This is a genomic window from Roseomonas sp. 18066 (assembly GCF_902706185.1).
GTDB lineage: Bacteria > Pseudomonadota > Alphaproteobacteria > Acetobacterales > Acetobacteraceae > Pseudoroseomonas.
Window position 1 is genome coordinate 35,196 of sequence record NZ_CACSJM010000018.1, and the last position, 21,809, is coordinate 57,004.

Sequence of the window (21,809 nt, forward strand, 5' to 3'; positions counted from 1 at the left end):
CGGATCACTGTTCGGGCCGGTGGTAGTCGACCACCACCTCGGTTTCCGGCTGGATGCCGCGCAGCAGGGCGATGCGCTTGATCAGCTCGGACAGGCCCTGCAGCAGGACCAGCAGGAAGCCCACCGGCAGCACCAGCTTGACCGGCCAGCGCAGCAGGCCGCCGGCGTTGGAGCTGTCTTCCATGCGCAGGAAGCTGTCGAGGAAGAAGGGCCAGGTCATCCAGGCCAGCAGGCCCATGGCCGGCAGCAGGAAGAAGATCAGCCCCAGGATATCGACCCAGAGCCGCGCCTTGGCCGAGATATTGCCGAAGACCAGGTCGACGCGGACATGCTCGTTGCGCAGCAGCGTCGGCGCCGCGCCCAGCATGACGATGCCGGCGAAGAAGTACCACTGCACCTCCAGCCAGGCGTTCGAGGAGTAGCTGATGCCGTAGCGGACCACGGCGTTGCCGGCGCTCACCACGCAGGCGATCAGCACCAGCCAGTAGGCGATCACGCCGAAGGCACCGCTGATCCGGTCCATCACCCGACTGAAGCCAAGCAGGGCACCCATGCGCCGGGGTCCTCCCAAGGGATACGAGAAAGAAAAGGAGGGCGGCGGGGGTGGCCCCGCTGCCGTTTGTTGCCAGGGCGGCCCTGGGCGAGCAGCTTTTAGCAAAGCCGCGCCGGAATGACAGGCGGGATCGCGAGCCCGCCCGGCATGGCGGCCCCGCGCCGGCTGTCAGCGCCAGGACTTAGCGCCGGTGATCAGCGCCGGTTCTGGGCCTCCTGCCCGTACATCCCGTAGACGAACTGGTCGAAGGAGTTCTCGGCGACGCGGAACCAGCCGTACTGGGCCTCGCGGAAGGCCTTCCAGTGCTCGAAGACCTTCTTGAAGGTCGGGTTCTTCGCCGAGGTCTCGTCATAGAGCTCGAAGGCAGCCTTGTAGCTGGCCAGCAGGACCTCGCGCGGGAAGGGCCGCAGCTGGGTGCCGGCGGCGATCAGCCGGCGCAGCGCCGGCGGGTTCTGCACGTCGTACTTGGCCATGGTCTCGATGGTGGCGTCGCGGCAGGCGCTTTCCAGCACCTCGCGGTACAGCGGCGGCAGCTCCTCCAGCTTGGCCTTGTTCACGAAGAGGGACAGGTTGAGGCAGCCCTCCCACCAGCCGGGGTAGTAGTAGAAGGGGGCGACGCGGTTGAAGCCCAGCTTCTCGTCGTCATAGGGGCCGATCCATTCGGCGGCGTCGATGGTGCCCTTCTCCAGCGCCGGATAGATGTCGCCGCCGGCGATCTGCTGCGGCACCACGCCCAGCTTCTGCAGCACGTTGCCGGCGAAGCCGCCGACGCGGAACTTCAGCCCCTCCAGGTCCTTGACGGTCTTGATCTCTTTCCGGAACCAGCCGCCCATCTGGGCGCCGGTGTTGCCGGCGGGGATGGAGACCATGTTGTAGCTGGCGAAGAAGTCCTTCATCACCTCGCGCCCGCCGCCCTGCTGCAGCCAGGCATTGGTCTGGCGCATGTTCAGGCCGAAGGGCACGGCGCCGTCGAAGGCGAAGGTCGGGTCCTTGCCGACGAAGTAATAGGCCGCCGTATGGGCGCATTCGACCGTGCCGTTCTGCACGGCATCCGCCACCTGCAGCCCGGGCACCAGCTCGCCGGCGGGGAAGGCGCGGATTTGGAACTTGTTGTCGGTGAGCGCCGCGACCCGCTTGGCGACATGCTCGCCGGCGCCCCAGATGGTGTCCAGCGAGCGCGGGAAGGAGCTGGCCAGGCGCCAGCGGACTTCGGGGGCGGACTGCGCGAGGGCAGGGGTGGAAAGGCTGGCAGCCATGGCGGTGGTGCCGATGACGGCGCCCCCCGCCAGCAATTGGCGACGGATCATCTGTATCCTTGGCTCCCTTGGACATCCGCGGACTTTCCGCCGCAGAACCCCGACAGTTTCCGGCAATTCCAAGGCTTTGTCATCCGCGGAACGTTACGGCGTGCGGTCCAGCGAGTTACCAATCCTTCATCTATCGCCCATCTTGCCCGGGATCACAGCAGGAAGTCGGAAGCCGCCAGGATGCCGGTGAAGCCGGTCAGCTGGATCGCCATCTCCACCGTGCCGGTCGCCGCATCGGCATTGACCTGGACCAGGGTGTTGCCGCCGGAGACGACGGCGCGCACCTGGCCGGCGGCGGTGAAGGCGGCCGTGCCGATGAAGGCGAAGCTCTCATCGGCCGCCGTGGCGGTGACCGCGTCGATGTCGCGCAGCACCAGCCGGTCGGCGCCCTTGGTGAAGTCGGTGACGATGTCGGGGGCGGCGGCGCTGCTTTCCTCCAGCCAGTCCCATTCGAAGCGGTCGCTGCCGGCGCCGCCGGTCAGGGTGTCGCGCCCGGCCTGGCCGAGCAGCCGGTCATTGCCCTCGCCGCCCAGCAGGGTGTCGTTGCCGGCGCCGCCCAGCAGCGTGTCGTTGCCGCCGAGGCCGCTCAGGATATTGGCCGCGGCATTGCCGTCGAGCCGGTTGGCCGCCTCGTTGCCGGTGCCGTTCAGCGCGGCGGAACCCGCCAGGCTCAGCCGCTCGACGAAGCTGGTCAGGGTATAGGTGATGCTGGCGATGACCCGGTCATTGCCGCCCAGCGTGCCGGCGAGCTCCACCACCAGATCGCCGGCATTGTCGACATAATAGACGTCGTTGTCCTGGCCGCCTTCCAGGGTGTCGGCGCCGGCGCGGCCGTCCAGGGTGTCGCGCCCGTCGCGGCCGACCAGGCTATTGGCCTTGGCGTCGCCATAGATCTTGTCGTTGAAGCGGCTGCCATAGACGACCTCGATGTTCTTCAGGATATCGGCGCCGTCATAGTCGCTGACGTATTGCGCCGTGGTCCTGGCCAGGTCGACCTTGATGCCGCCGGTGCTGTCCCGGTAGTCGATGCGATCGGCCTCGCCGGCGCCGCCGTCATAGCTGTCGAAGCCGCGGCTGCCGCGGAAGATCTCGCGTCCCGCGCCGCCGATGACGGTGTCGTTGCCGTCGCCCGGATTGACGAAGGCGAACTGGGTGCCGGCGGAAATGGTGATGCTGTCGTCGCCGTCGAAGGTCGAGACATAGTCGTAGTAGCCGCCGCCGGAGGTGACGGTGTCGTCCTCCTCGGTGCCGAGGATGGCCTCCATCCCGTCGCCCTGGTTGGTGCCGGCCAGGCCGGCGGCGAAGACCACCTTGGTCAGGCTGGCATCCAGCCCGTAATTCAGGTTGCTCAGCGTCAGGTCGGCCTCGATGCCGCCGAGCGCCGAGCCGGCATAGTGGTTCAGGATGCGGATGCCGTTGGCCGGGACCTGGGTATAATCCTCGTCCTCGACGAAGAAGATCACCAGGTCGGCGCCGTCGCGCTTCGCCCAGTCGAAATCGTAGAAATGGCCCATGACCTTCAGCCGGTCGCCGAGCTCGGCATCGGCGATGCTGTCGAAGCCCTCGTTCTGGCGCAGGATGAACAGGTCGTTGCCCGCGCCGCCGACCAGCACGTCGTTGCCGGCGCGGCCGTCCAGCCGGTCGTTCCCGGCGGCGCCATAGAGCACGTCATTGCCGCCGGTGCCGCTCAGCACATCGCTGCCGGCAGTGCCGATCGTATAGGCCATGGCCCGTCTCCCGCCCCGAGAATGATTCCCAATAAGGAACGATCCTAGTCGCGGGGGCGTGAGCCAGCCATGCTGATCACGGCCGGCGCGGCCCTGGCCAGGTTAAAAGAATTTCAGGAAAATGAAGGCGCTGCGGGGGTTTTCCCGGCCCGCAACGCCCTCGCGCCTCAGTTGAAGAACAGCTTGCCCGGGTTGAGGATGCCCTTCGGATCCAGGCTGTGCTTCAGCCCGCGCATCACGTCCAGCACCTCGGCGCCATGCTCCTCGACCAGGAACTCGCGCTTGCCCAGGCCGATGCCATGCTCGCCCGAGCAGGTGCCGCCCAGCGCCAGGCCGCGGGCGACGATGCGGCGGTCCAGCTCCCAGGCGCGCTCCAGCCCGGTCGGGTCGTCGCTCGGGAACAGGATGACGCAGTGGAAATTGCCGTCGCCGACATGGCCGACGATGCAGGTGTTCTGGCCCATCTCCACCGCCGTCTCCTTGGCATGGACGATGGCCTCGGCCAGGCGGGAGATCGGCACGCAGACATCGGTGGTGATGCCGCGGCAGCCCGGATACAGCGCGTTGGCCGCCCACCAGGCGTCGTGCCGCGCCTTCCACAGCTTGCCGCGCGCCTCGGCATCCTCGGCCCAGGCGAAGCCGCGGCCGCCCATCTCGTTGGCCAGGGCCTCGACCGCCTCGGCCTGCTCGCGCACGGCGCTCGGGCTGCCGTGGAATTCCAGGAACAGCGTCGGCATCGGCTCGAAGGCCAGCTTGGAATAGGCGATGGAGGCGCGCATCTGGTCGGCATCCGCCAGCTCGATGCGGGCGACCGGGATGCCGGCCTGCATGGTCATGATCACCGTCTCGACGGCGGCCTGCAGGCTGTCGAACTGGCAGACCGCGGCGGTGGTCGCCTCCGGGATGCCCTGCAGCCGCAGCCGCACCTTGGTGACGACGCCCAGCGTCCCCTCGGAGCCGACGAACAGCCGGGTCAGGTCGTAGCCATTGGCCGACTTGCGGGTGCGGCCACCGGTCTGGATGACGCGGCCATCGGCCAGCACCACCTCGAGCCCCAGCGTCGCCTCGCGCATGGTGCCGTAGCGGACGGCGTTGGTGCCGCTGGCCCGCGTCGCCACCATGCCGCCCAGGCTGCAATGGCTGCCGGGATCGACCGGGAAGAACAGCCCCTGGTCGCGCAGATAGTCGTTCAGCTGGTGGCGGCTGACGCCCGGCTCGACCAGGCAGTCCATGTCCTCGGCATTGACCTCCAGCACCTGGGTCATGCGCGACAGGTCCAGGCTGATGCCGCGCTGCACCGGGACCACATGGCCTTCCAGGCTGGTGCCGGCGCCGAAGGGGGTCACGGCGATGCCATGCGTGTTGCACAGCGCCAGCAGCCGCGACACTTCCTCGGTGGTCTCGACGAAGGCCACCGCGTCGGGCAGCACCGGCGGGTTGGCGTCCTCGCCCTTGGAATGCTGCTCGCGGATGGCGGCGTTGGTGGACAGGCGGTCGCCCAGGAAGGCGCGGGCCGCGGCCAGCACGGTGTCGAGCGGGTTGGTGTCGATGGTCATGGTGTTTCCTCTTCCCGCGCCAGCGGGCAGGTCAGGCAATGCGGGCCGCCACCGCCCAGGGTGAACAGCGACAGGTCGGGGTCGAGCACGGTCAGCCCCTCGGCGCGCAGCGCGGCGTTCAGCGCGGTGCTGCCGGCAGCCGAGACGACGCGGTCGCGCCCCAGCGCGATGATGTTGCAGCCCAGCGACATGGCGTCGCGGTAGGAGACGGTGATGCAGCGGATGCCGTGCTGCTTCAGCCAGGCCAGGAAATCGTCGTCCAGCACCTCGGTGCAGGCCACGGCCAGGCCGGGGGCGGCCATGCAGAACAGCACGTCCAGATGCAGGAAATGCTCGTCGAAGGCCTGCAGCCGGACCTCCCAGCCTTCGCCCCGCAGCCAGCCGGCCAGCTGCTCGGCGCCGGCCTCGTCGGTGCGCCCGCCCCCTTCGAGACCGCCCGAATGGCCGATCAGCGCCAGGCCCGGGCGGATGATGTGGATGTCGCCGCCTTCCAGCGTCCCGGCGCTCGACTTGCGCCAGAAGGCGCTGTCATGCCCGGCATGGAAGTCGATCAGCGTCGCATACTCGCCGCGACGCTGGGGGCGTTCCAATTGACAGAGAACCGGCCCCCGATGCGTCACCACCACGCTGTCGCGGGTATAGACCATGTAGGGCAGGTGCGGCGCCGGCGTCAGCCGGTGCACCCGCGCGCCGCCCTGCTCCAGGGCCGCGACCAGCTCGGCATGCTGCGCCTGGAGGTGCGGCAAGGCCGGACCCTGCCGCGCCTCGGACAGGGTCCGGCGGACGATGCTGTTGGTGGGGATCCAGCGGTAATGGTCCGGCGGGCAGACCAGCACCTCGGTGAGCACCCCGGTTTCGGAAGCGACACGCCAGTTTGACATGCCGCGAAACTACGCCCGCGCCCGGCGCGGAGCCAGGGGTCCTGATCGCCCCCCGCCCCGGGAAAACCGCCGGCCCTTGCGTTGACGCCCCTGGAACACAGGCATAGCGTTTCCTTCCCGCCGGTCTGGAGGAAATGGAAATACAATGGTGAACAAGGTCAAAGAGGCCTGGGCGCAGGGTCGCGCCGTGGTCAATGGCTGGCTGGCCATCCCCAGTGGCTTCAGCGCCGAGATCATGGCCCAGTCCGGCTTCGACAGCCTGACCGTCGACATGCAGCACGGCATCCAGGACTACCTCTCCGCCGTCGCCTGCTTCCAGGGCATGCAGCCGCATGGCGTGACCCCCATGGTCCGCGTCCCCTGGAACGAGCCGGGCATCATCGGCAAGGTGCTGGATGCCGGCGCCATGGGCGTCATCTGCCCGATGGTCAACACCGCCGAGCAGGCCGCGGCCCTGGTCTCCGCCTGCCGCTACCCGCCCGAAGGCACCCGCTCCTTCGGCCCGATCCGCGCCGGCATCTACGGCGAGGCCGGCACCTATTTCGACACGGCGAACAAGGACGTCGCCGTCCTGCCGATGATCGAGACCAAGCAGGCCCTCGACAACCTCGAGGCCATCCTCGACACGCCGGGCGTCGACGGCATCTATGTCGGGCCCTCCGACCTCGGCCTGTCGCTCGGCATGGCGCCGAAGCTCGATCGCGAGGAGCCGGAGATCCTTAAGATCTACGAGCGCCTGCTCAAGGAGACAGGCAAGCGCAACCAGGCGGTCGGGCTGCACAACGGCTCGGCGCCCTATGCCAAGCGCATGATCGGCATGGGCTTCAAGCTGGTCACCATCCTGAACGACTCGGGCCTGATGCTGCAGGCGGCGCGTGCGGCCGTCGCCACCGCGAAAAGCTAAGCAAGAATCCGGGGGCATTGAATGCCCCCGGACCCCCACATTCGTTAAGCAGCAGCCCGCAGGCCGCCGGACACGCCGGCGATCAGGGACTCCAGCTCGGCCAGCTCGGCCGGGGCCAGGTCGATCAGGGGCGCACGCACCGGGCCCGCCGGGCGACCGACGGCGGCGCAGCCCGCCTTCACGATCGACACGGCATAGCCCTTCTTGCGGTTGCGGATGCCGATATAGGGCAGCACGAAGTCGCGCAGGCCCTGATACACCGCCTCGCGGTCGTGACGCCGCACCGCCTTGTAGAAATCCATGGCGAAGGCCGGCACGAAGTTGAAGATCGCCGAGGAATAGGTGGTGACACCCATCTCCAGATACGGAAGAGCAAACGTCTCGGCGGTGGGCAGGCCGCCGACATAGGTCAGCCGGTCGCCCATCCGGGCATAGACCCGCGTCATCAGCTCGATATCGCCGACGCCGTCCTTGAAGCCGACCAGGTTCGGGTTGCGGTCGCACAGCCGCGCCAGCGTGTCCTCGTTCAGGACCGCATTGTCGCGGTTGTAGACGATGACGCCCAGCTTCGTGCTGCGGCACACCGCCTCGATATGCGCGGCAAGGCCGGCCTGCTCCGAATTGACCAGGTAGTTCGGCAGCAGCAGCAGCCCGTCGGCGCCCGCCGCCTCGGCCGACTGCGCCAGCTCCTGGGCGATCGGCGTCGCCATGCCGCAGGGCGCGATCACCGGCACCCGGCCGGCCGTCTCGGCCACCGCCGCCTTCACCACGGTCGACACCTCGGACGGCGACAGGGAGAAGAACTCGCCGGTGCCGCCGGCGGCGAACAACCCGGCCGGGTCATGCTCCAGCAGCCAGGAAACATGCTGGCGATACGGCGCCTCGTCGAAGCCCAGCGCGGCGTTGAAATGCGTCACCGGGAAGGACAGCAGTCCGCTGCCGATCTTCTGCGCCATCTCGTCCGGGGTCATCAGGGGCATGGGTCTTCTTCTCCTCCTGCCGTGGTGCCGGCAGAACCCGCCGGCTGTCAGGTCATCATACATCTTGGCCCCACGACGTCTATCGGCGAAGTGATCGAGCCACTGCCGAGGCTTTTGTCGCGAATTAACAAGTTATTTATATCCCCCGTTGAGCCTCCGCTCGCCGTGACCGACCTCCCCTCCGCCCCTCCCGCTGGCCGGCCGCGACGCTGGGCCGTGCCGACCGATGACGCGGCTGCCCCCGCGTCTGCCGGCTTTGGCCCCGAGCTGTCGCTCGACGCCGCCGCCTGCTCCGACGCTGCCGCCGGCAGCGCCGGCCCCGATGTCGCGACCCTGGCGCCGCCCCGGCCGCCCGGCCTGGACCAGGTCGGCCTGGCCAATGCGGCCGGCGGGCCGCTGCGCCAGGGCGCCAGCCTGCCCAATCCCAATGCCCGCCCCGGGATGACCCAGGGCGCCGGCCTGGCCAATTCGCGCGCCACCGCCGCGCCGCCGCCGCTGCCGCCGCCGGTGCCGCTGAACGGCATTCCGGCCGAGCCGCGCCAGCCGCCGCTGCTGCGCGAGCACCGCGTGCTGCTGTTCCACCCGACCCTGCTGTGCCAGGCGCTGCACCATTGCGGCCGCGACCGCCTGCGCCTGCCGATCGAGGATGTCACCAGCGCCGAGATGCTGACCGACAGCCAGTCGGTCCGCTTCCGATTCGGCCCCGGCGGCCGCAGCGGCGAGGTGGTGGTGAACACCCCGGGCCTCGGCGCCACGCTGATCGCCTATTGCATCGGCGCCGGCATCCCGATCCCGGCCAGCGCCGCCAAGAGCCTGCAGGTCACCGAGCACGGCGTGAAGCTGGAGCTGCGGCTGACCATGACCACGCCGCCCTATTTCCGGCCGCGCGCCAGCTCGGAGTGGTGACCACTACTTCCTGAGGCTGCGGCCGCGCATCACCGCCTTGTCGCCGAATCGGGCGCGCAGCGCCTCGACCGCGGCCCAGCGCGCGGCGCGCTTCGGCGCCTCCGGATCGACCAGGTCGCCCTGATCCGCCTGGGCGCCGGGCACCAGCGGCTGCGCCCCGATGCCGATCAGCCGGAAGGCGGTGCCATCGGCCTCCCGCGCCAGCAGCGGCCGCACGGCGGCGAACAGCGTGTCGGGCAGCCGGCTGGGGGCGGCCAGCCGCGCATGCCGGCTGCGGATGGCGAAGCCGGCGGTCTTCAGCTTCAGCACCACGCCGCCGGCGGCCAGCTGCTGCGCCGCCAGGCGGCGGGCCAGCTTCTCGCACATCCGCCACAGCGGCGCCTCCAGCGCGGCGATCTCGGACAGGTCCTGGTCGAAGGTGGTCTCGGCGCTGACCGAGCGCGCCTCCCGCCCCGGGCGCACCGGCCGGTCATCCTCGCCGCGCGCCCGGGCGGCGAGCTTCGGCCCTTCCTCCCCCAGCCGCTGGGCGGCCTCGCGCGGGCTCAGCCCCTGCAGCTGGCCCAGCGTCAAGAAGCCCAGCGCCTGCAGCCGCCGCACCTGCACCGGGCCGATGCCGGGCAGCACGCCGACCGGCTCGTCGGCCAGCACCGCCGCCGCCTCCCCCGCGCCGATCACCGCGAAGCCGCGCGGCTTGTCGCGCTCGACGGCGAGCTTCGCCAGCAGCCGGTTCGCCGCCAGCCCGACCGAGACGGTGACGCCCAGTTCCTTCTCGACCCGCAGCGCGAATCCGGCCAGCACCGCGGCCGGCGGCGCCTTGTGCAGCCCTTCGGTGCCGGAGAGGTCCAGCACCGCCTCGTCGATCGACAGCGGCTGCACCAGCGGGGTGAGCGCCTCCATCAGCGCGCGGATCTGGCGGCCGACGGCGCTGTAGCGCGCCAGGTCCGGCTTGATCACCACCGCATCCGGGCACAGCGCCAGCGCCTTGAACATCGGCATCGCCGAGCGCACGCCGCGGATCCGCGCCAGGTAGCAGCAGGCCGAGACCACGCCGCGCCGGCCGCCGCCGACGATCACCGCGCGGGCGCGCAGCTCCGGCCGGTCGCGCTTCTCGACGCTGGCGAAGAAGGCGTCGCAATCGACATGGGCGATCGACAGCCGCCCCAGCTCCGCATGGCGCAGCACCCGGCGGCCGCCGCAGCGCGGGCAGGCGGCGGACAGGCTTTCCTCGTGGAGCAGGCAGTCGCGGCACAGCGCGGTCATGGCCTGTTGATCATAGCCCGGCACGCCCCCCCTTGCGCTTTGTCGATACGTATAAGAAACATTAATCACCGGCTCCGCTGGAGCTTGCCCCCGCCCCGGAGTTTCCCATGTCGCGCGCCGAGATCGCCCGCTTCGCCCAGGACCTGGCCCAGGACCAGGGTCTCCGCCGCGCCCTGGCCGAGGCGCGCCCCGCCGATGCCGAGGCCGCCGCCGCGCTGATGCGCCGCCATGGCTACCTGGTCGAGGCGCGCGACCTGCTGCCCGGCCTGCCCGAGGAAGGCCCGCTGGAGGACAGCGCGCTGGACCGGCTGCAGGGTGGCGGCGCCGCGCTGTTCCACCGCATCTTCGGCGGGCTGTTCCCCAGCGGGCAAGCGGCCGGCTAGCCCAGGCTGCCGACGAAGGCCTGGGCCGCGGCGGTCATCGGCCGCGCGGGGCTGGCCACCAGGCCGAAGTCGCGGCGGACCGGCTGCGCCAGGGTGCCGGCGCGCAGGCCGCGCAGGCTGTCCGGCAGGGTCAGGCCGGGCACCAGCGACACCCCCATCCCCTCGCGCAGCATGGCGAAGGCGCTGGCCCAGTCGCGCACCTCCACCACCACCTGGCGCAGCGGCGTGCCGGCTTCCTCGGCCAGGGTGGCGGCGGTCAGGCGGCAGCCGCCGGTGGCCAGGATGAAGGGCTCGGCGGCGAGCTCGGCCAGGCTGACCACCGGCCGCCGTGCCAGCCGGTGCCCCGCCGGCACCACCGGCACCCAGAGGTCGCCGCCCAGCATCGCCACCGCCCGCCCCGGCGCCGGGTTCAGCACCACGCCGAGATCGATGGTGCCATCGGCCAGCCAGGCCTCGATCTCCTCGTCCTCGGCCTCCAGCGGGGTCACCGCGATGCCGGGATGGTGCTGGCCGAAGCGGCGGATCAGCCCGGGCAGCAAGGCGGCGAAGACGCTGGGGAAGCTCGCCAGCCGCAGCCGGCCGCCGGATAGCCCGCGCGCCTCGTCGGCGACGGCGCGCATCCGCGCCATCTGCGCCAGGGCCTCGGCGGCCAGGCCCGCGATGCGCTCGCCGGCGGCGGTCAGCCGGGTGCCGCGGGCATGGCGCAGCAGCAGGGTGACGCCGAGCGTCTCTTCCAGCCCGGCGATGGCCTGGCTGACGCCGGATTGCGTCAGCCCCAGCGCCGCGGCCGCGGCGGTGAAGCTGCCGCCCTCGGCCACCGCCACCAGGCTGCGCAGATGCGAGACATTCATGCCATCAGCCCGGCTTATTCCTGCGTGGTGACCCAGTAAGTATTCTTCTGCCTGCCGCCCCGTCAAACCCGGCGGCATGAGCGCCTGCGCAAAAGCCCTGCCGGTCCCTTTCGTCGCACCTTTGGCGGCGCTGGGGCTTGGCTTCTTCATGGTGCTGGTCGACACCACGGTGACGCTGGTGGCGGTGCCGGCGATCGGCCGCAACCTGGGCGCTTCCCCGGCCGGGCTGCAATGGGCGGTGAACGCCTACACGCTCGCCTTCGCCAGCCTGCTGCTGGCCGGCGGCAGCCTGGCCGACCGGCACGGGCCGCGCCGCGTCTTCCTGGCCGGCATCGCGCTGTTCTGCGCCGCCTCCGCCGGCTGCGCCGCGGCGCCCTCGATCGAGGCGCTGGTGGCGGCGCGGACGCTGAAGGGGATCGGCGCGGCGCTGCTGATGCCGGCCTCGCTGGCGCTGCTGCCGCGCGCCTTCCCCACCGAGCCGTTGCGCGGCCGCGCCTATGGCGCCTGGAGCGGCATCGCCGCCCTGGCGCTCGTCGCCGGCCCCAGCCTGGGCGGGCCGCTGGTCGAGCTGGCCGGCTGGCGCGCCGTCTTCTGGATCAACCTGCCCTTCGGCGCCGCCGCGCTTTGTCTCACCTTGCGCCACCTGCCGCGCGACCGCCCCGGGCGGGCCGTGGGGTTCGACCTGACGAGCCAGGCGCTGGCGGTGGCGGCGCTGGCCGGGCTGGCCGCGGCGCTGATCGAAGGCAGCCTCGCCGCCGCGGCGCTCGGCCTGCTGGCCAGCGCGCTGTTCCTGCGCCGCCAGGCCGCCCGCGCCGAGGCCGCCATGCTGCCCTTGTCGCTGTTCCAGGCGCCCGGCTTCGCGATGCCCGTCGCCATCGGCCTGCTCTACAATTTTTCTTTCTATGGGCTGCAGTTCCTGCTGTCGGTCGTGCTGCAGGAGAGCGGGCGGCTGTCCCCGGCCGGCTTCGGACTGCTGCTGCTGCCGCTCAGCCTGTCCTGCGCCGTCGCCGCCTTCCTGGCCGCCGCGGCGATGCGCCGCTGGGGCCGGCGCTGGCCCATCGCCGCCGGCCTGGCGCTGGCGGCGACGGGGGCGGCGGTGATCGCCGTCGCCCTGGCAAGCCACGCCCCGCTTAGCGTGACCGGGCTGGGCGCGGCGCTGGTCGGGCTGGGCGGCGGGGTGATGGTGGCGCCGCTGACCGCGACCGCCCTGGCCGCGGTGCCCGAGGCGCGGCGTGGCCTGGCCGCCGGCATCCTCAACGCCGCGCGCCAGGCCGGCGGCGTGCTGGGCATCGCCATCCCCGGGGCGATGGCCACGGCGGCACCGCTGGCGGCGGGGCTGACCGCGCTGGGCTTCGCGAGCGCGGCGCTGTTGGCCTGGCGCGGCCTGCCGCCCGACCATCACCGCGGCTAATTGCATCTTTCTGGTCCGCTGCGGCTGCCGCTTGCGCCAGGAAGGCGGCACACTCCTGCCTCCGAAGAGGGAACCTGCCTGATGAGCTCTGCCCAGAAACCCGCCGGCCCCGCCTTCCTGCAGGAGCTGGCGCCGGACGCCACGCTGACCATGACCGTGCTGCAGGCCCCGGTGCAGGGCGCGGACGGCGTCATCCGCACCATCCAGGCGCTGGTCGGCCTCTATGCCGGCACCGAGGTCAGCTTCCGCGGCGGCCAGGGCGACCATGACTTCGTGGTCTACGCCCCCCGCCTGAAAAGCGGCGCCGTGCTGGAGGCCGTGGTCACCCTGGTGCGCCACCCGGACCGCAGCATCCGCCACGTCAATATCGGCTACAGCCCGCTCGCCGCCGCGCAGGTGCTGGCCACCGAGCTGGAGGCCGCCCTGGCCTGAAGGGTCAGCCGGCGTCCCAGAGGCGCGCCGCGCCGAAGACGCCGGAGGAATCGCCGTGCCGCGCGGGGACCAGGTTGATCCGCGCGACATCGCCGAAGACGTAGCGGGGCAGCAGGGCGGGCACTGCCGCGTAGATCCCGCGCAGGTTGGACAGCCCGCCGCCCAGCACGACGACATCCGGGTCCAGCAGATTGGCCGTCGCCGCGAGCGCCCGCGCCAGCCGCGAGGCATGGCGCTCCAGCGCCGCCGCCGCGCGCGTGTCGCCGGCAGCCGCGGCGTCCTCGATGCCGCCGGCGTCGCGATGGCCCTCGCCCTTCCAGTCGGCGGCCAGCGCCGGGCCGCAGAGGAAGGTCTCGAGGCAACCGTGCAGCCCGCACCAGCAGCGCGGGCCGGGATGCTCCTCGCCCGGCGTCGACCAGGGCAGCGGCGTGTGGCCCCATTCGCCGGCGACGCGGTTCAGCCCCTCGATCAGCCGGCCCTGCACCACCAGCCCGGCGCCGACCCCGGTGCCCAGGATCACCGCGAAGACCGTGCCATATCCGGCGCCGGCGCCATCCGCCGCCTCCGACAGGGCCAGGCAATTGGCGTCGTTGGAGACGCGCACGTCACGGCCGAGCCGCGCCGCCAGGTCGCGGTCCAGCGCCCGGCCGTTCAGGCATTGCGTGTTGGCGTTGCGCACCAGCCCGGAGGCCGGGCTCAGGCTGCCGGGAATGCCGATGCCGAGCCGCGGCAGCGTCGCGCCGAGCTCGGAGGCGGCACCCTCCACCAGCCCGGCCATGCCGGCGATGATGCCGTCATAATCGCCCGGCGTCGGGATGCGGCGGCGCAGCCGCACCGCGCCCCCGTCGTCGAGAGCCACGATTTCCGTCTTGGTGCCGCCGAGATCGATGCCGATGCGCATGGCGCCGGACACTGCCGCCGCGGCTGCCCGCCGGCAAGGGGGGCGCGTCAGCCGATGGCGCCGGTCTCCGGCCCGGCCAGCGCCAGGTCGCGCAGCAGCTCCAGCGCCGGGCGCAGCGCCGCCTCGGCCGGCGAGGCCAAGGCGAGGCGCACCGCATCCGGCGCATGCCCCGGCACCACGGCGAATTCCGCCGCCGGCGAGACCGCGATGCGCCGCCGCGCCGCCGCCGCGACGAAGGTCTCCGCCCGCCAATGCCCGGGCAGCGTCAGCCACAGGTGATAGGCGCGCGGGTCGCCCTGCAGCGCCAGGCCGGCGCCGCCCAGCACCTGCCGCACCAGCGCGTTGCGCGCCGCCGCATCGGCCTGCTTGCGGCGCTGCAATTCGTGGATGCTGCCATCCTCCATCCAGGCGGTGGCGACGGCGAGCACGAAGCTGCCCGCGGTCCAGCCGCCCAGCCGCAGCGAGGCCGCCAGCCGGTGCCGCAGCGCCGGCGGCGCCACCAGGAAGCCGAGCGTCAGCCCCGGCGCCACCCGCTTCGACAGGCTGTCGACCAGCACCACCCGTTCCGGCGCATGCGCGGCCAGCGGCGGCGGCGCGTCGGGGGCGAGGAAGCCATAGACCGCATCCTCCACCGCCAGGATGTCGAGCTGGCGCAGCACCGCAGCCAGCTCCGCCCGGCGCGCGGGCGGCATGCCGTGGCCCAGCGGGTTGTGCAGCTCGCTCTGCAGATAGAGCAGCGGGAAGGGATGCGCCCGGTGCGCCGCCAGCACGGCGTCGGGGCGCAAGCCCTGCTCGTCCATGGCGATCGGCTGCGGCAGCAGGCCGAGGCGCAGCGCAATGCCCTTGGCCAGCGGATAGGTCATCGCCTCCATCCCCAGCCGGTCGCCGGGGCGCAGCAGGGCGGCGAAGGTCGCGGCCAGGGCCTGCTGCCCGCGCCCGGCGAAAAGCAGGCTCTCGGCCTCCGGCGCCCAGCCGTCGCGCGCCAGCAGGCCGGCGACGGCCCGCCGCGCGGCCTGGGTGCCGCGCGCCTCGCCGCGCTGCAGCGCCTCGTGCAGCGCCGCCGGATCGGCCAGCCGCGCCAGGCCGGGGGCCAGCAGCGCCTCCTGCCCGGCCAGGACGGAGAAATTGACCTCCAGGTCGACCACGCCATCCGGCTCGACCTCCCGCGCCGGCAGGCCGGGCAGCGACATGGCGCCGGCGCGCAGGAAGGTGCCGCGCCCGACCTCGCCCACCGCCACGCCGCGCCGCACCAGCTCGGCATAGACGCGGCTGGCGGTGGAAGGGGCGATGCCGCGGGCATGCGCATAGTCGCGGCTGGGCGACAGGCGCTCACCGGGACGGCGGCGGCCGGCGGCCAGGTCGGCGGTGAGCTCGGCAATCAGGCCATCGGCCAGGTCGCGGAAATCGGTCATGCAGATTATTGTACCGAGAGCAATGCTTCGCTTGAAGCGAAATCTGGATGCGTGTCATGGATTGCGCCGCGAAACACCAGGATCAGGCGGCAATGCTCGGAGCAATATTCCGGATCGATCGGATCAATCTGGCGGCGCAGCCCGCGCGGCCCGGCCTGTGGGCGACCCTGATGCGCTGGCACCGCCGCGCCGCCAGCCGCGCCTGGCTGTCGGAGCTGCCGCCGGAGCGGCTGCGCGACATCGGGCTGACGCCGCATGACGCGGCGGTCGAGGCGAGGAAGGCCTTCTGGGAGTAAGCAAGGCAGGCAAAGGCTGGGGGAATGAATTCCCCCAGACCCCCTTCTTCCTTCTGGGGTGGCTGCCGCGTCCACGTGGCGACAGGACGCGAAACGGCCCAGCAGCAGCGCGACCTTCGGAGCCGCGCTGTTTCCCTGTGGGGCGTCCTGCCGCGATGCCCGGGCGACGGCGCCGTGAAGCGGTGGTCCCGCCATGGCCGGTGGCCAGAAAAAAGATGGGGTCCAGGGGAATTCATTCCCCTGGCCTACACTTGGCCCTTGGATTGGCCTTTTCCCCCGCCATCAAGCATAACCGGCGCCCCATTCCCGCCGCCGGTGACCTTTCCCATGTCGCATAACAGCTTCGGCCATCTCTTCCGCGTCACCAGCTGGGGCGAAAGCCATGGCCCGGCGATCGGCGGCGTGGTCGATGGCTGCCCGGCCGGCATCGCGCTGACCGAGGCCGATATCCAGCCCTTCCTGGACAAGCGCCGCCCCGGCCAGAGCAAGTTCGTGACGCAGCGGCAGGAGGCCGACGAGGTCCGGCTGCTGTCCGGCGTTTTCGAGGGGCTGACCACCGGCACACCGATCAGCTTCATCATCGAGAACACCGACCAGCGCTCGCGCGACTATGGCGACATCAAGGACCGCTTCCGGCCCGGCCATGCCGACCTGGCCTATCACCTGAAATACGGCGTGCGCGACTATCGCGGCGGCGGCCGGTCCAGCGCGCGGGAGACGGCGGTGCGCGTCGCCGCCGGCGCCATCGCCCGCAAGGTGCTGGGCACCGGCGTGGTGATCCGCGGCGCCATGGTGTCGATGGGGCCGCTCGGCATCGACCGCGCCCGCTTCGACTGGGCGACGGTCGACGAGAATCCTTTCTTCTGTCCGGACCCGGGCGCCGTCGCGGCCTGGGAGGAAAAACTCGCCGCCACCCGCAAGGCCGGCAGCAGCCTGGGCGCGGTGGTGGAGCTGGTGGCCGAGGGCGTGCCCGTGGGCCTGGGCGCGCCGCTCTACGGCAAGCTGGATGCGGATCTGGCCGCCGCGCTGATGAGCATCAACGCGGTCAAAGGCGTCGAGATCGGCGAGGGTTTCGCGTCGGCCGCGCTCGACGGCGAGGGCAATGCCGACGAGATGCGCATGGGCGCCGATGGCGAGGTCGAATTCCTGTCCAACCATGCCGGCGGCGTGCTGGGCGGCATTTCCACCGGCCAGCCGGTGGTGGCGCGCTTCGCGGTGAAGCCGACCTCCTCGATCCTGGTGCCGCGGCAGTCGGTCGACCGCTTCGGCGACGACGTGGAGGTGCTGACCAAGGGCCGCCACGACCCCTGCGTCGGCATCCGCGCCGTGCCGGTGGGCGAGGCGATGCTGGCCTGCGTGCTGGCCGACCACCTGCTGCGCCAGCGCGCACAGAACCCGGACGCGCCGCTGCGCCCCCGCCTGCCGCGGAATTGATCGGGCGGCCCCGCGCTTCGCAGATGCAGCAAACTTGACTAATTCTTGAGGCGTCTGGATAGGCTGGAGCGCGATCAGCGCGAGGCGCCGCCTTGATGTTCCTGGACACCTCCCCCCCCGCCCCTGCCGCCGCCGCGGAGGAAGGCACCGCCTGCGCCCGCGGCTTCCTGGCGCTCGCCGGGGAGGCCGCCTGGCGCCACCGCATGGCCGACCTGGCCCGCCACGCCCGGCCGCGTTCCTGGCAGGGGCGCGCCGCGCAGCAGCGCCACGCGCTGGAGCTGCTGCTGGCCCGCCTGGCCGACCCTCGCCAGACGCCGCGCATGACCCCGGCCGAGGCCCAGGTGCTGGCCCTGGCGCGGGAGGCCGTGCGGCTGTCCGACACCCTGCCCGAGCTTCCCCGCGCCCGGCTGCGGGCCCGGCTGCTGGACGGGCTGACCGGCCAGGCCACGCTGATCCCGGTCTTCCACCTGCTGCGCGAAGCCAGCCGGCAGCGCGCCCGTGGCTTCGAGGTGCATTTCGCCGGCCTCGCGGAGGAGGCGCCCTATGACCTGCGGCTGGAGCGCGACGGGGCGGTGGCGGAGCTCGCCTGCCGCACCGTCTCGGCCGAGGAAGGCCGCCATATGCCGCGCGGCGACTGGTTCGCGCTGGTCGACGGCATCAACCCCGACCTGCAGACCTGGCTGGCCGCGCATCCCGGCCGCTACCTGCTGAAGATGACCCTGCCCGAGGGCATCCAGAGCCCGGCCGAGCGCGACAGCCTGCAGCGCCAGGTCAGCAGCCTGCTGGCCAGCGAGCGCCGCCAGGACGCCTCCGAGGCCGCCATCCTGAAGCTCGACCCGCTGACGCTGGCCGGCGTCCGCGCCGCCAGCGCCGTCCTGCCCAGCCGGCTGAGAGAAATGTTCGGCCCCGACGCCCATCTGGCGGTGACCGGCGACCCGGCCGGCGGCAGCGTCTTCGTCATGGCCGCCCATGCCGGGCGCGAGAACGCCCTGGCCGCCACCGTCGTCCGCCACCTGGCCGAGGCCGCCACCACCCGGCTGACCGGCGAGCATCCCGGCATCGTCTCGATCTTCCTGGAGGAGGTGGAGCGGGCCGAGTGGCGCGGCCTGCGCGACACGCTGGAGCTGGAGGGCGCGGTGCGCCGCTTCTTCACCACGCCCGCCGCCGCCCGCCTGGCCGCCGCCGCCTGCAGCAGCCGATTCGAGCTGTTCGGCCTGACGCCGCCGGACGCCGCCGAGCAGGGCGAGCTGCGCTTCCGCAACCAGGCCCATCCGGCCGCCGGGATACCCGGTCTGCAAGCTGCCATCGCCTCCTTCACCTGAGGCGCAACCGGCGAGAAACGGCTTTCGCGAATGAACGAAACGTGAGCCGTGTGAATCCTTTCTGACGGCAAAGTTTCGTCGCAACCCTGCCACTTTCGCCTGCATGCTGCGTTGCAACGTTGTCCACAACCGCTGCGGCAGGGTCGTCTGAAGATGTCTGAGCGTGAAATGGAAGCCAAGCTGCTGGAACTCGACCGGCTGCTGAACGATCCCGAGGTGCAGATGGATCCGCACCGCGTGTGGTCGCTGCTGCACGAGATCTCGGGCGCCAGCAAGGCGGCGCCGCGGGCGGCCTGACTCAGGTTTGCCTGACTCAGGCCTTCCGCGCGCCGATCAGGAACTCCCGGTTCCCTTCAGGCCCCAGGATGGGGCTGGCCTCCACCCCCAGCACGGTCCAGCCCGGCAGGCCGGACCACCAGGCCTGCACGCGGTCGCAGACCTCCTGGTGCACCGCCGGGTCGCGCACCACGCCGCCCTTCCCCACCTTCTCCGGCCCGGCCTCGAATTGCGGCTTGATCAGCGCCACCGCCCAGGCGCCAGGGGCGGCCAGATCCAGCGCCGCCGGCAGCACGGTGGCCAGCCCGATGAAGCTGGCATCGCACACCACCACCCCCGGCGCCTCGGGCACCTGGGTGGCATCCAGCCGGCGGGCATTGGTCTTCTCCAGCACCACCACCCGGTCGTCGCTGCGCAGCTTCCAGGCCAGCTGCCCATGCCCGACATCGACGGCGTAGACCCGGCTGGCCCCATGATGCAGCAGCACGTCGGTGAAGCCGCCCGTCGAGGCGCCCACATCCACGCCCACCCGCCCCGCCGGATCCAGCCCGAAGAAGTCGAGCGCATGGCTCAGCTTCATGCCGCCGCGGCTGACCCAGGGATGCTCCTGGCCCTTCACCTCCAGCGGCGTGTCCTCGGACACCGGCTGCCCGGGCTTGTCGACGCGCTTCGTGTTGGAAAACACCTTGCCCGCCATGATCAGCGCCTGCGCCTTGGCCCGGGTCTCGACCAGGCCACGATCGACAAGAGCAACATCGGCACGCTGCTTGGGCATCTTGAGAAGGCTCTTTCAGGAGAAGGACCAGGGGGCAGGCTGGGGGAATGAATTCCCCCCGCAAACGTATACGTTTGCGCCCATCTTTTTTCTGATCACCGGCCGTTCGAGGACCTGCGCCATACCGGCGCCGTCGCCCGGGCATCACGGCGGGACGCATTTTTATAAAACCGGCGCTCGCCCGCAGGTCGCGCTGCGCGGGGCCGGACCACATGCTGTCCCCACGTGGACACAGCAGTCTGAAAGAAAAGGGGAATTCATTCCCCTGGCCTGCCCTGTCTTCTCTGTCAGGCCCTTGCTGGCTGCACTGAGTTGCCTGCCCCCAGCGCCGCCACCGCATGCGCCGCGATGGACGCCGCCGACAGGCCGACCTGGTCGTACTGCACTTTCGGCGAGTCATGGTCCGTGAACACGTCGGGCAGCACCATCGGGCGGAACTTCAGCCCGCCATCCAGCAGGCCCTGCCAGGCCAGGTGCTGCATCACCAGCGAGCCGAAGCCGCCGACCGAGCCTTCCTCGATGGTGATCATCACCGCGTGGTCGCGGGCCAGCTGCTCGACCAGCTTCGTGTCCAGCGGCTTGGCGAAGCGGGCATCGGCCACGGTGCAGGACAGGCCGCGGGCGGCGAGCTCGTCGGCCGCCTTCAGGCATTCCTGCAGGCGGGCGCCGTAGCTGAGGATGGCGACACTGCTGCCCTCGCGCAGGACGCGGCCGCGGCCGATCTCCAGCGGCGTGCCGCGGGCGGGGACGGGCACCAGGCCGAAGCCTTCGCCGCGCGGGAAGCGCAGCGCGGTCGGGCCTTCGTCATAGGCGGCGCAGGTGGCGACCATATGCGCCAGCTCCACCTCGTCGGCGGAGGCCATCAGCACCATCTCCGGGATGCAGCCCAGATAGGCGATGTCATAGGCGCCGGCATGGGTGGCGCCGTCGGCGCCGACCAGCCCGGCGCGGTCCAGGATGAAGCGCACCGGCAGTTTTTGGAGCGCCACGTCGTGGATGACCTGGTCGTAGGCGCGCTGCAAGAAGGTCGAGTAGATGGCGACAAAGGGCTTGATGCCTTCGGTCGCCATGCCGGCGGCGAAGGTCACCGCATGCTGCTCGGCGATGCCGACGTCGAAAGTGCGCTTGGGAAAGCGCTTCTGGAAGGCGTCGAGCCCGGTGCCGGAGGGCATGGCGGCGGTCACCGCGACGATGCGCGGGTCGGCCTCGGCCTCGGCGATCAGCGCCTGGGAGAAGACCTTGGTGTAGGTCGGCGGGCCCGGCGGCGCCTTGGCCTGGGTGCCGGTGACCACGTTGAACTTCGAGACGGCGTGGTACTTGTCGGCGCTGGCCTCGGCGGGGGCGTAGCCCTTGCCCTTCTGCGTCACGACATGCAGCAGGATCGGCGCGCCGTCCTCGGCATCGCGCAGGTTGCGCAGCACCGGCAGCAGGTGGTCCAGGCTGTGGCCGTCGATCGGGCCGACGTAGTAGAAGCCCAGCTCCTCGAACAGCGTGCCGCCGGTCAGCAGGCCGCGGGCATATTCGTCGGCGCGGCGGGCGGCGCGTTCCAGCGGCGCCGGGAAGCGGCGCGCCAGCTTCGCCATCATCTCCCGCAGCCCCAGGAAGGGGCGGGAGGAGATCAGGCGCGACAGGTAGGCCGACATGGCGCCGACCGGCGGCGCGATCGACATGTCGTTGTCGTTCAGCACCACGATCAGGCGGGAGCGCATGGCGCCGGCGTTGTTCATCGCCTCATAGGCCATGCCGGCGCTCATCGCGCCGTCGCCGATCACCGCGATGACATTGCGGTCGTCGCCGGGCTCGCCGGGAATGGCGCGCTTCAGGTCGCGCGCCACCGCCATGCCCAGGCCGGCCGAGATCGAGGTCGAGGAATGCGCCGCGCCGAAGGGGTCGTATTCGCTCTCGCTGCGGCGGGTGAAGCCGGACAGGCCGCCGCCCTGGCGCAGGGTGCGGATGCGGTCGCGCCGGCCGGTCAGGATCTTGTGAGGGTAGGTCTGATGGCCGACATCCCACAGCAGCCGGTCGCGCGGCGTGTCGAAGACGGCATGGATCGCCACCGTCAGCTCGACCACGCCCAGGCTCGCGCCCAGATGGCCACCGGTCTGGCTGACCGCATGGATGGTCTCGGCGCGCAGCTCCTCGGCGACCTGCTTGAGCTGGTCGCTGGAGAAGTTGCGCATGTCGCCGGGCACGCGGACGCGGTCGAGCAACGGCGTCGCGGGCGGCGGGGCGGGGGGGGTCC

The 21,809-nt window shown here is 71.5% G+C and carries 21 protein-coding genes; 9 read left to right on the forward strand and 12 right to left on the reverse strand.

Annotation, left to right across the window (positions count from 1 at the left end):
* Positions 1–4: 4 nt before the first annotated feature.
* From GVN67_RS05910 to GVN67_RS05930, 5 genes are all read right to left on the reverse strand, one after another.
* Positions 5–553, reverse strand: coding sequence for a TRAP transporter small permease subunit (locus GVN67_RS05910; RefSeq protein WP_159993771.1), 549 nt, complete (start codon positions 551–553; stop codon positions 5–7).
* A gap of 194 nt (positions 554–747) precedes the next feature.
* Complete coding sequence (locus GVN67_RS05915; protein WP_159993773.1) at positions 748–1,860, reverse strand: TRAP transporter substrate-binding protein; 1,113 nt, start codon at positions 1,858–1,860, stop codon at positions 748–750.
* 152 nt (positions 1,861–2,012) lie between these two features.
* Positions 2,013–3,587 (reverse strand): calcium-binding protein, encoded by a 1,575-nt coding sequence (locus GVN67_RS05920; protein ID WP_159993775.1) that lies wholly within the window; start codon positions 3,585–3,587, stop codon positions 2,013–2,015.
* Positions 3,588–3,754: 167 nt separating this feature from the next.
* Complete coding sequence (locus GVN67_RS05925; protein WP_159993777.1) at positions 3,755–5,143, reverse strand: FAD-binding oxidoreductase; 1,389 nt, start codon at positions 5,141–5,143, stop codon at positions 3,755–3,757.
* Entirely contained in the window at positions 5,140–6,024 is an 885-nt protein-coding gene (locus tag GVN67_RS05930; RefSeq protein ID WP_159993779.1) for a dimethylarginine dimethylaminohydrolase family protein, read from the reverse strand. The genes GVN67_RS05925 and GVN67_RS05930 overlap by 4 nt, the downstream gene beginning before the upstream one ends.
* 145 nt (positions 6,025–6,169) lie before the next feature.
* Here GVN67_RS05930 and GVN67_RS05935 point away from each other — a divergent pair, with 145 nt between their 5' ends.
* Positions 6,170–6,928 carry an HpcH/HpaI aldolase/citrate lyase family protein gene (locus GVN67_RS05935; RefSeq protein ID WP_159993781.1) on the forward strand — a complete coding sequence of 253 codons (759 nt, stop codon included), beginning with the start codon at positions 6,170–6,172 and terminating at the stop codon, positions 6,926–6,928.
* A 44-nt stretch (positions 6,929–6,972) separates the two neighbouring features.
* Here GVN67_RS05935 and kdgD read toward each other — a convergent pair whose 3' ends face one another.
* Positions 6,973–7,908 (reverse strand): 5-dehydro-4-deoxyglucarate dehydratase, encoded by a 936-nt coding sequence (gene kdgD, locus GVN67_RS05940; protein ID WP_159993783.1) that lies wholly within the window; start codon positions 7,906–7,908, stop codon positions 6,973–6,975.
* A 216-nt stretch (positions 7,909–8,124) separates the two neighbouring features.
* On the opposite strand from kdgD, the gene GVN67_RS05945 reads away from it, so the two are divergent.
* Entirely contained in the window at positions 8,125–8,814 is a 690-nt protein-coding gene (locus GVN67_RS05945) for a hypothetical protein (RefSeq protein WP_159993785.1), read from the forward strand.
* 3 nt (positions 8,815–8,817) lie between these two features.
* Here the strand turns inward: GVN67_RS05945 and GVN67_RS05950 are convergent, their stop codons facing one another.
* The gene (locus tag GVN67_RS05950; RefSeq protein ID WP_159993787.1) at positions 8,818–10,074 is read right to left on the reverse strand and encodes a DNA polymerase IV; all 1,257 of its coding nucleotides are present in this window, start codon (positions 10,072–10,074) and stop codon (positions 8,818–8,820) included.
* Between the two features lie 107 nt (positions 10,075–10,181).
* Here GVN67_RS05950 and GVN67_RS05955 point away from each other — a divergent pair, with 107 nt between their 5' ends.
* The gene (locus GVN67_RS05955) at positions 10,182–10,457 is read left to right on the forward strand and encodes a Nif11 family protein (RefSeq protein ID WP_159993789.1); all 276 of its coding nucleotides are present in this window, start codon (positions 10,182–10,184) and stop codon (positions 10,455–10,457) included.
* Here GVN67_RS05955 and GVN67_RS05960 read toward each other — a convergent pair.
* Positions 10,454–11,308 (reverse strand): LysR family transcriptional regulator, encoded by an 855-nt coding sequence (locus tag GVN67_RS05960; protein ID WP_159993791.1) that lies wholly within the window; start codon positions 11,306–11,308, stop codon positions 10,454–10,456. The genes GVN67_RS05955 and GVN67_RS05960 overlap by 4 nt on opposite strands.
* Before the next feature lie 76 nt (positions 11,309–11,384).
* Between GVN67_RS05960 and GVN67_RS05965 the strand changes: the two genes are divergently transcribed.
* Together GVN67_RS05965 and GVN67_RS05970 are read left to right on the forward strand one after the other, a co-directional pair.
* On the forward strand, positions 11,385–12,719 hold the full coding sequence (locus tag GVN67_RS05965; RefSeq protein ID WP_159993793.1) for an MFS transporter: 1,335 nt from the start codon (positions 11,385–11,387) through the stop codon (positions 12,717–12,719).
* Positions 12,720–12,800: 81 nt separating this feature from the next.
* Positions 12,801–13,151, forward strand: coding sequence for a hypothetical protein (locus GVN67_RS05970; protein WP_159993795.1), 351 nt, complete (start codon positions 12,801–12,803; stop codon positions 13,149–13,151).
* A 4-nt stretch (positions 13,152–13,155) separates the two neighbouring features.
* Here the strand turns inward: GVN67_RS05970 and GVN67_RS05975 are convergent, their stop codons facing one another.
* Positions 13,156–14,052: an ROK family protein gene (locus tag GVN67_RS05975; protein WP_159993797.1), complete on the reverse strand. Its 897-nt coding sequence runs from the start codon at positions 14,050–14,052 to the stop codon at positions 13,156–13,158.
* A 47-nt stretch (positions 14,053–14,099) separates the two neighbouring features.
* Positions 14,100–15,464 carry a PLP-dependent aminotransferase family protein gene (locus tag GVN67_RS05980; RefSeq protein WP_159993799.1) on the reverse strand — a complete coding sequence of 455 codons (1,365 nt, stop codon included), beginning with the start codon at positions 15,462–15,464 and terminating at the stop codon, positions 14,100–14,102.
* Positions 15,465–15,556: 92 nt separating this feature from the next.
* Between GVN67_RS05980 and GVN67_RS30320 the strand changes: the two genes are divergently transcribed.
* From GVN67_RS30320 to GVN67_RS06000, 4 genes are all read left to right on the forward strand, one after another.
* Entirely contained in the window at positions 15,557–15,760 is a 204-nt protein-coding gene (locus GVN67_RS30320; RefSeq protein WP_255430373.1) for a DUF1127 domain-containing protein, read from the forward strand.
* A gap of 327 nt (positions 15,761–16,087) precedes the next feature.
* A complete protein-coding gene (aroC, locus tag GVN67_RS05990; RefSeq protein WP_159993803.1) occupies positions 16,088–17,194 on the forward strand; it encodes a chorismate synthase in 1,107 nt (368 codons plus the stop codon).
* 95 nt (positions 17,195–17,289) lie between these two features.
* Positions 17,290–18,516 (forward strand): hypothetical protein, encoded by a 1,227-nt coding sequence (locus GVN67_RS05995; RefSeq protein WP_159993805.1) that lies wholly within the window; start codon positions 17,290–17,292, stop codon positions 18,514–18,516.
* Between the two features lie 153 nt (positions 18,517–18,669).
* Positions 18,670–18,813, forward strand: coding sequence for a peptide chain release factor 1 (locus GVN67_RS06000; RefSeq protein WP_159993807.1), 144 nt, complete (start codon positions 18,670–18,672; stop codon positions 18,811–18,813).
* Between the two features lie 16 nt (positions 18,814–18,829).
* Here GVN67_RS06000 and GVN67_RS06005 read toward each other — a convergent pair whose 3' ends face one another.
* Entirely contained in the window at positions 18,830–19,567 is a 738-nt protein-coding gene (locus GVN67_RS06005) for a TlyA family RNA methyltransferase (RefSeq protein WP_159993809.1), read from the reverse strand.
* A gap of 287 nt (positions 19,568–19,854) precedes the next feature.
* Complete coding sequence (gene dxs / locus GVN67_RS06010) at positions 19,855–21,777, reverse strand: 1-deoxy-D-xylulose-5-phosphate synthase (protein ID WP_235034975.1); 1,923 nt, start codon at positions 21,775–21,777, stop codon at positions 19,855–19,857.
* Between the last annotated feature and the right edge of the window lie 32 nt (positions 21,778–21,809).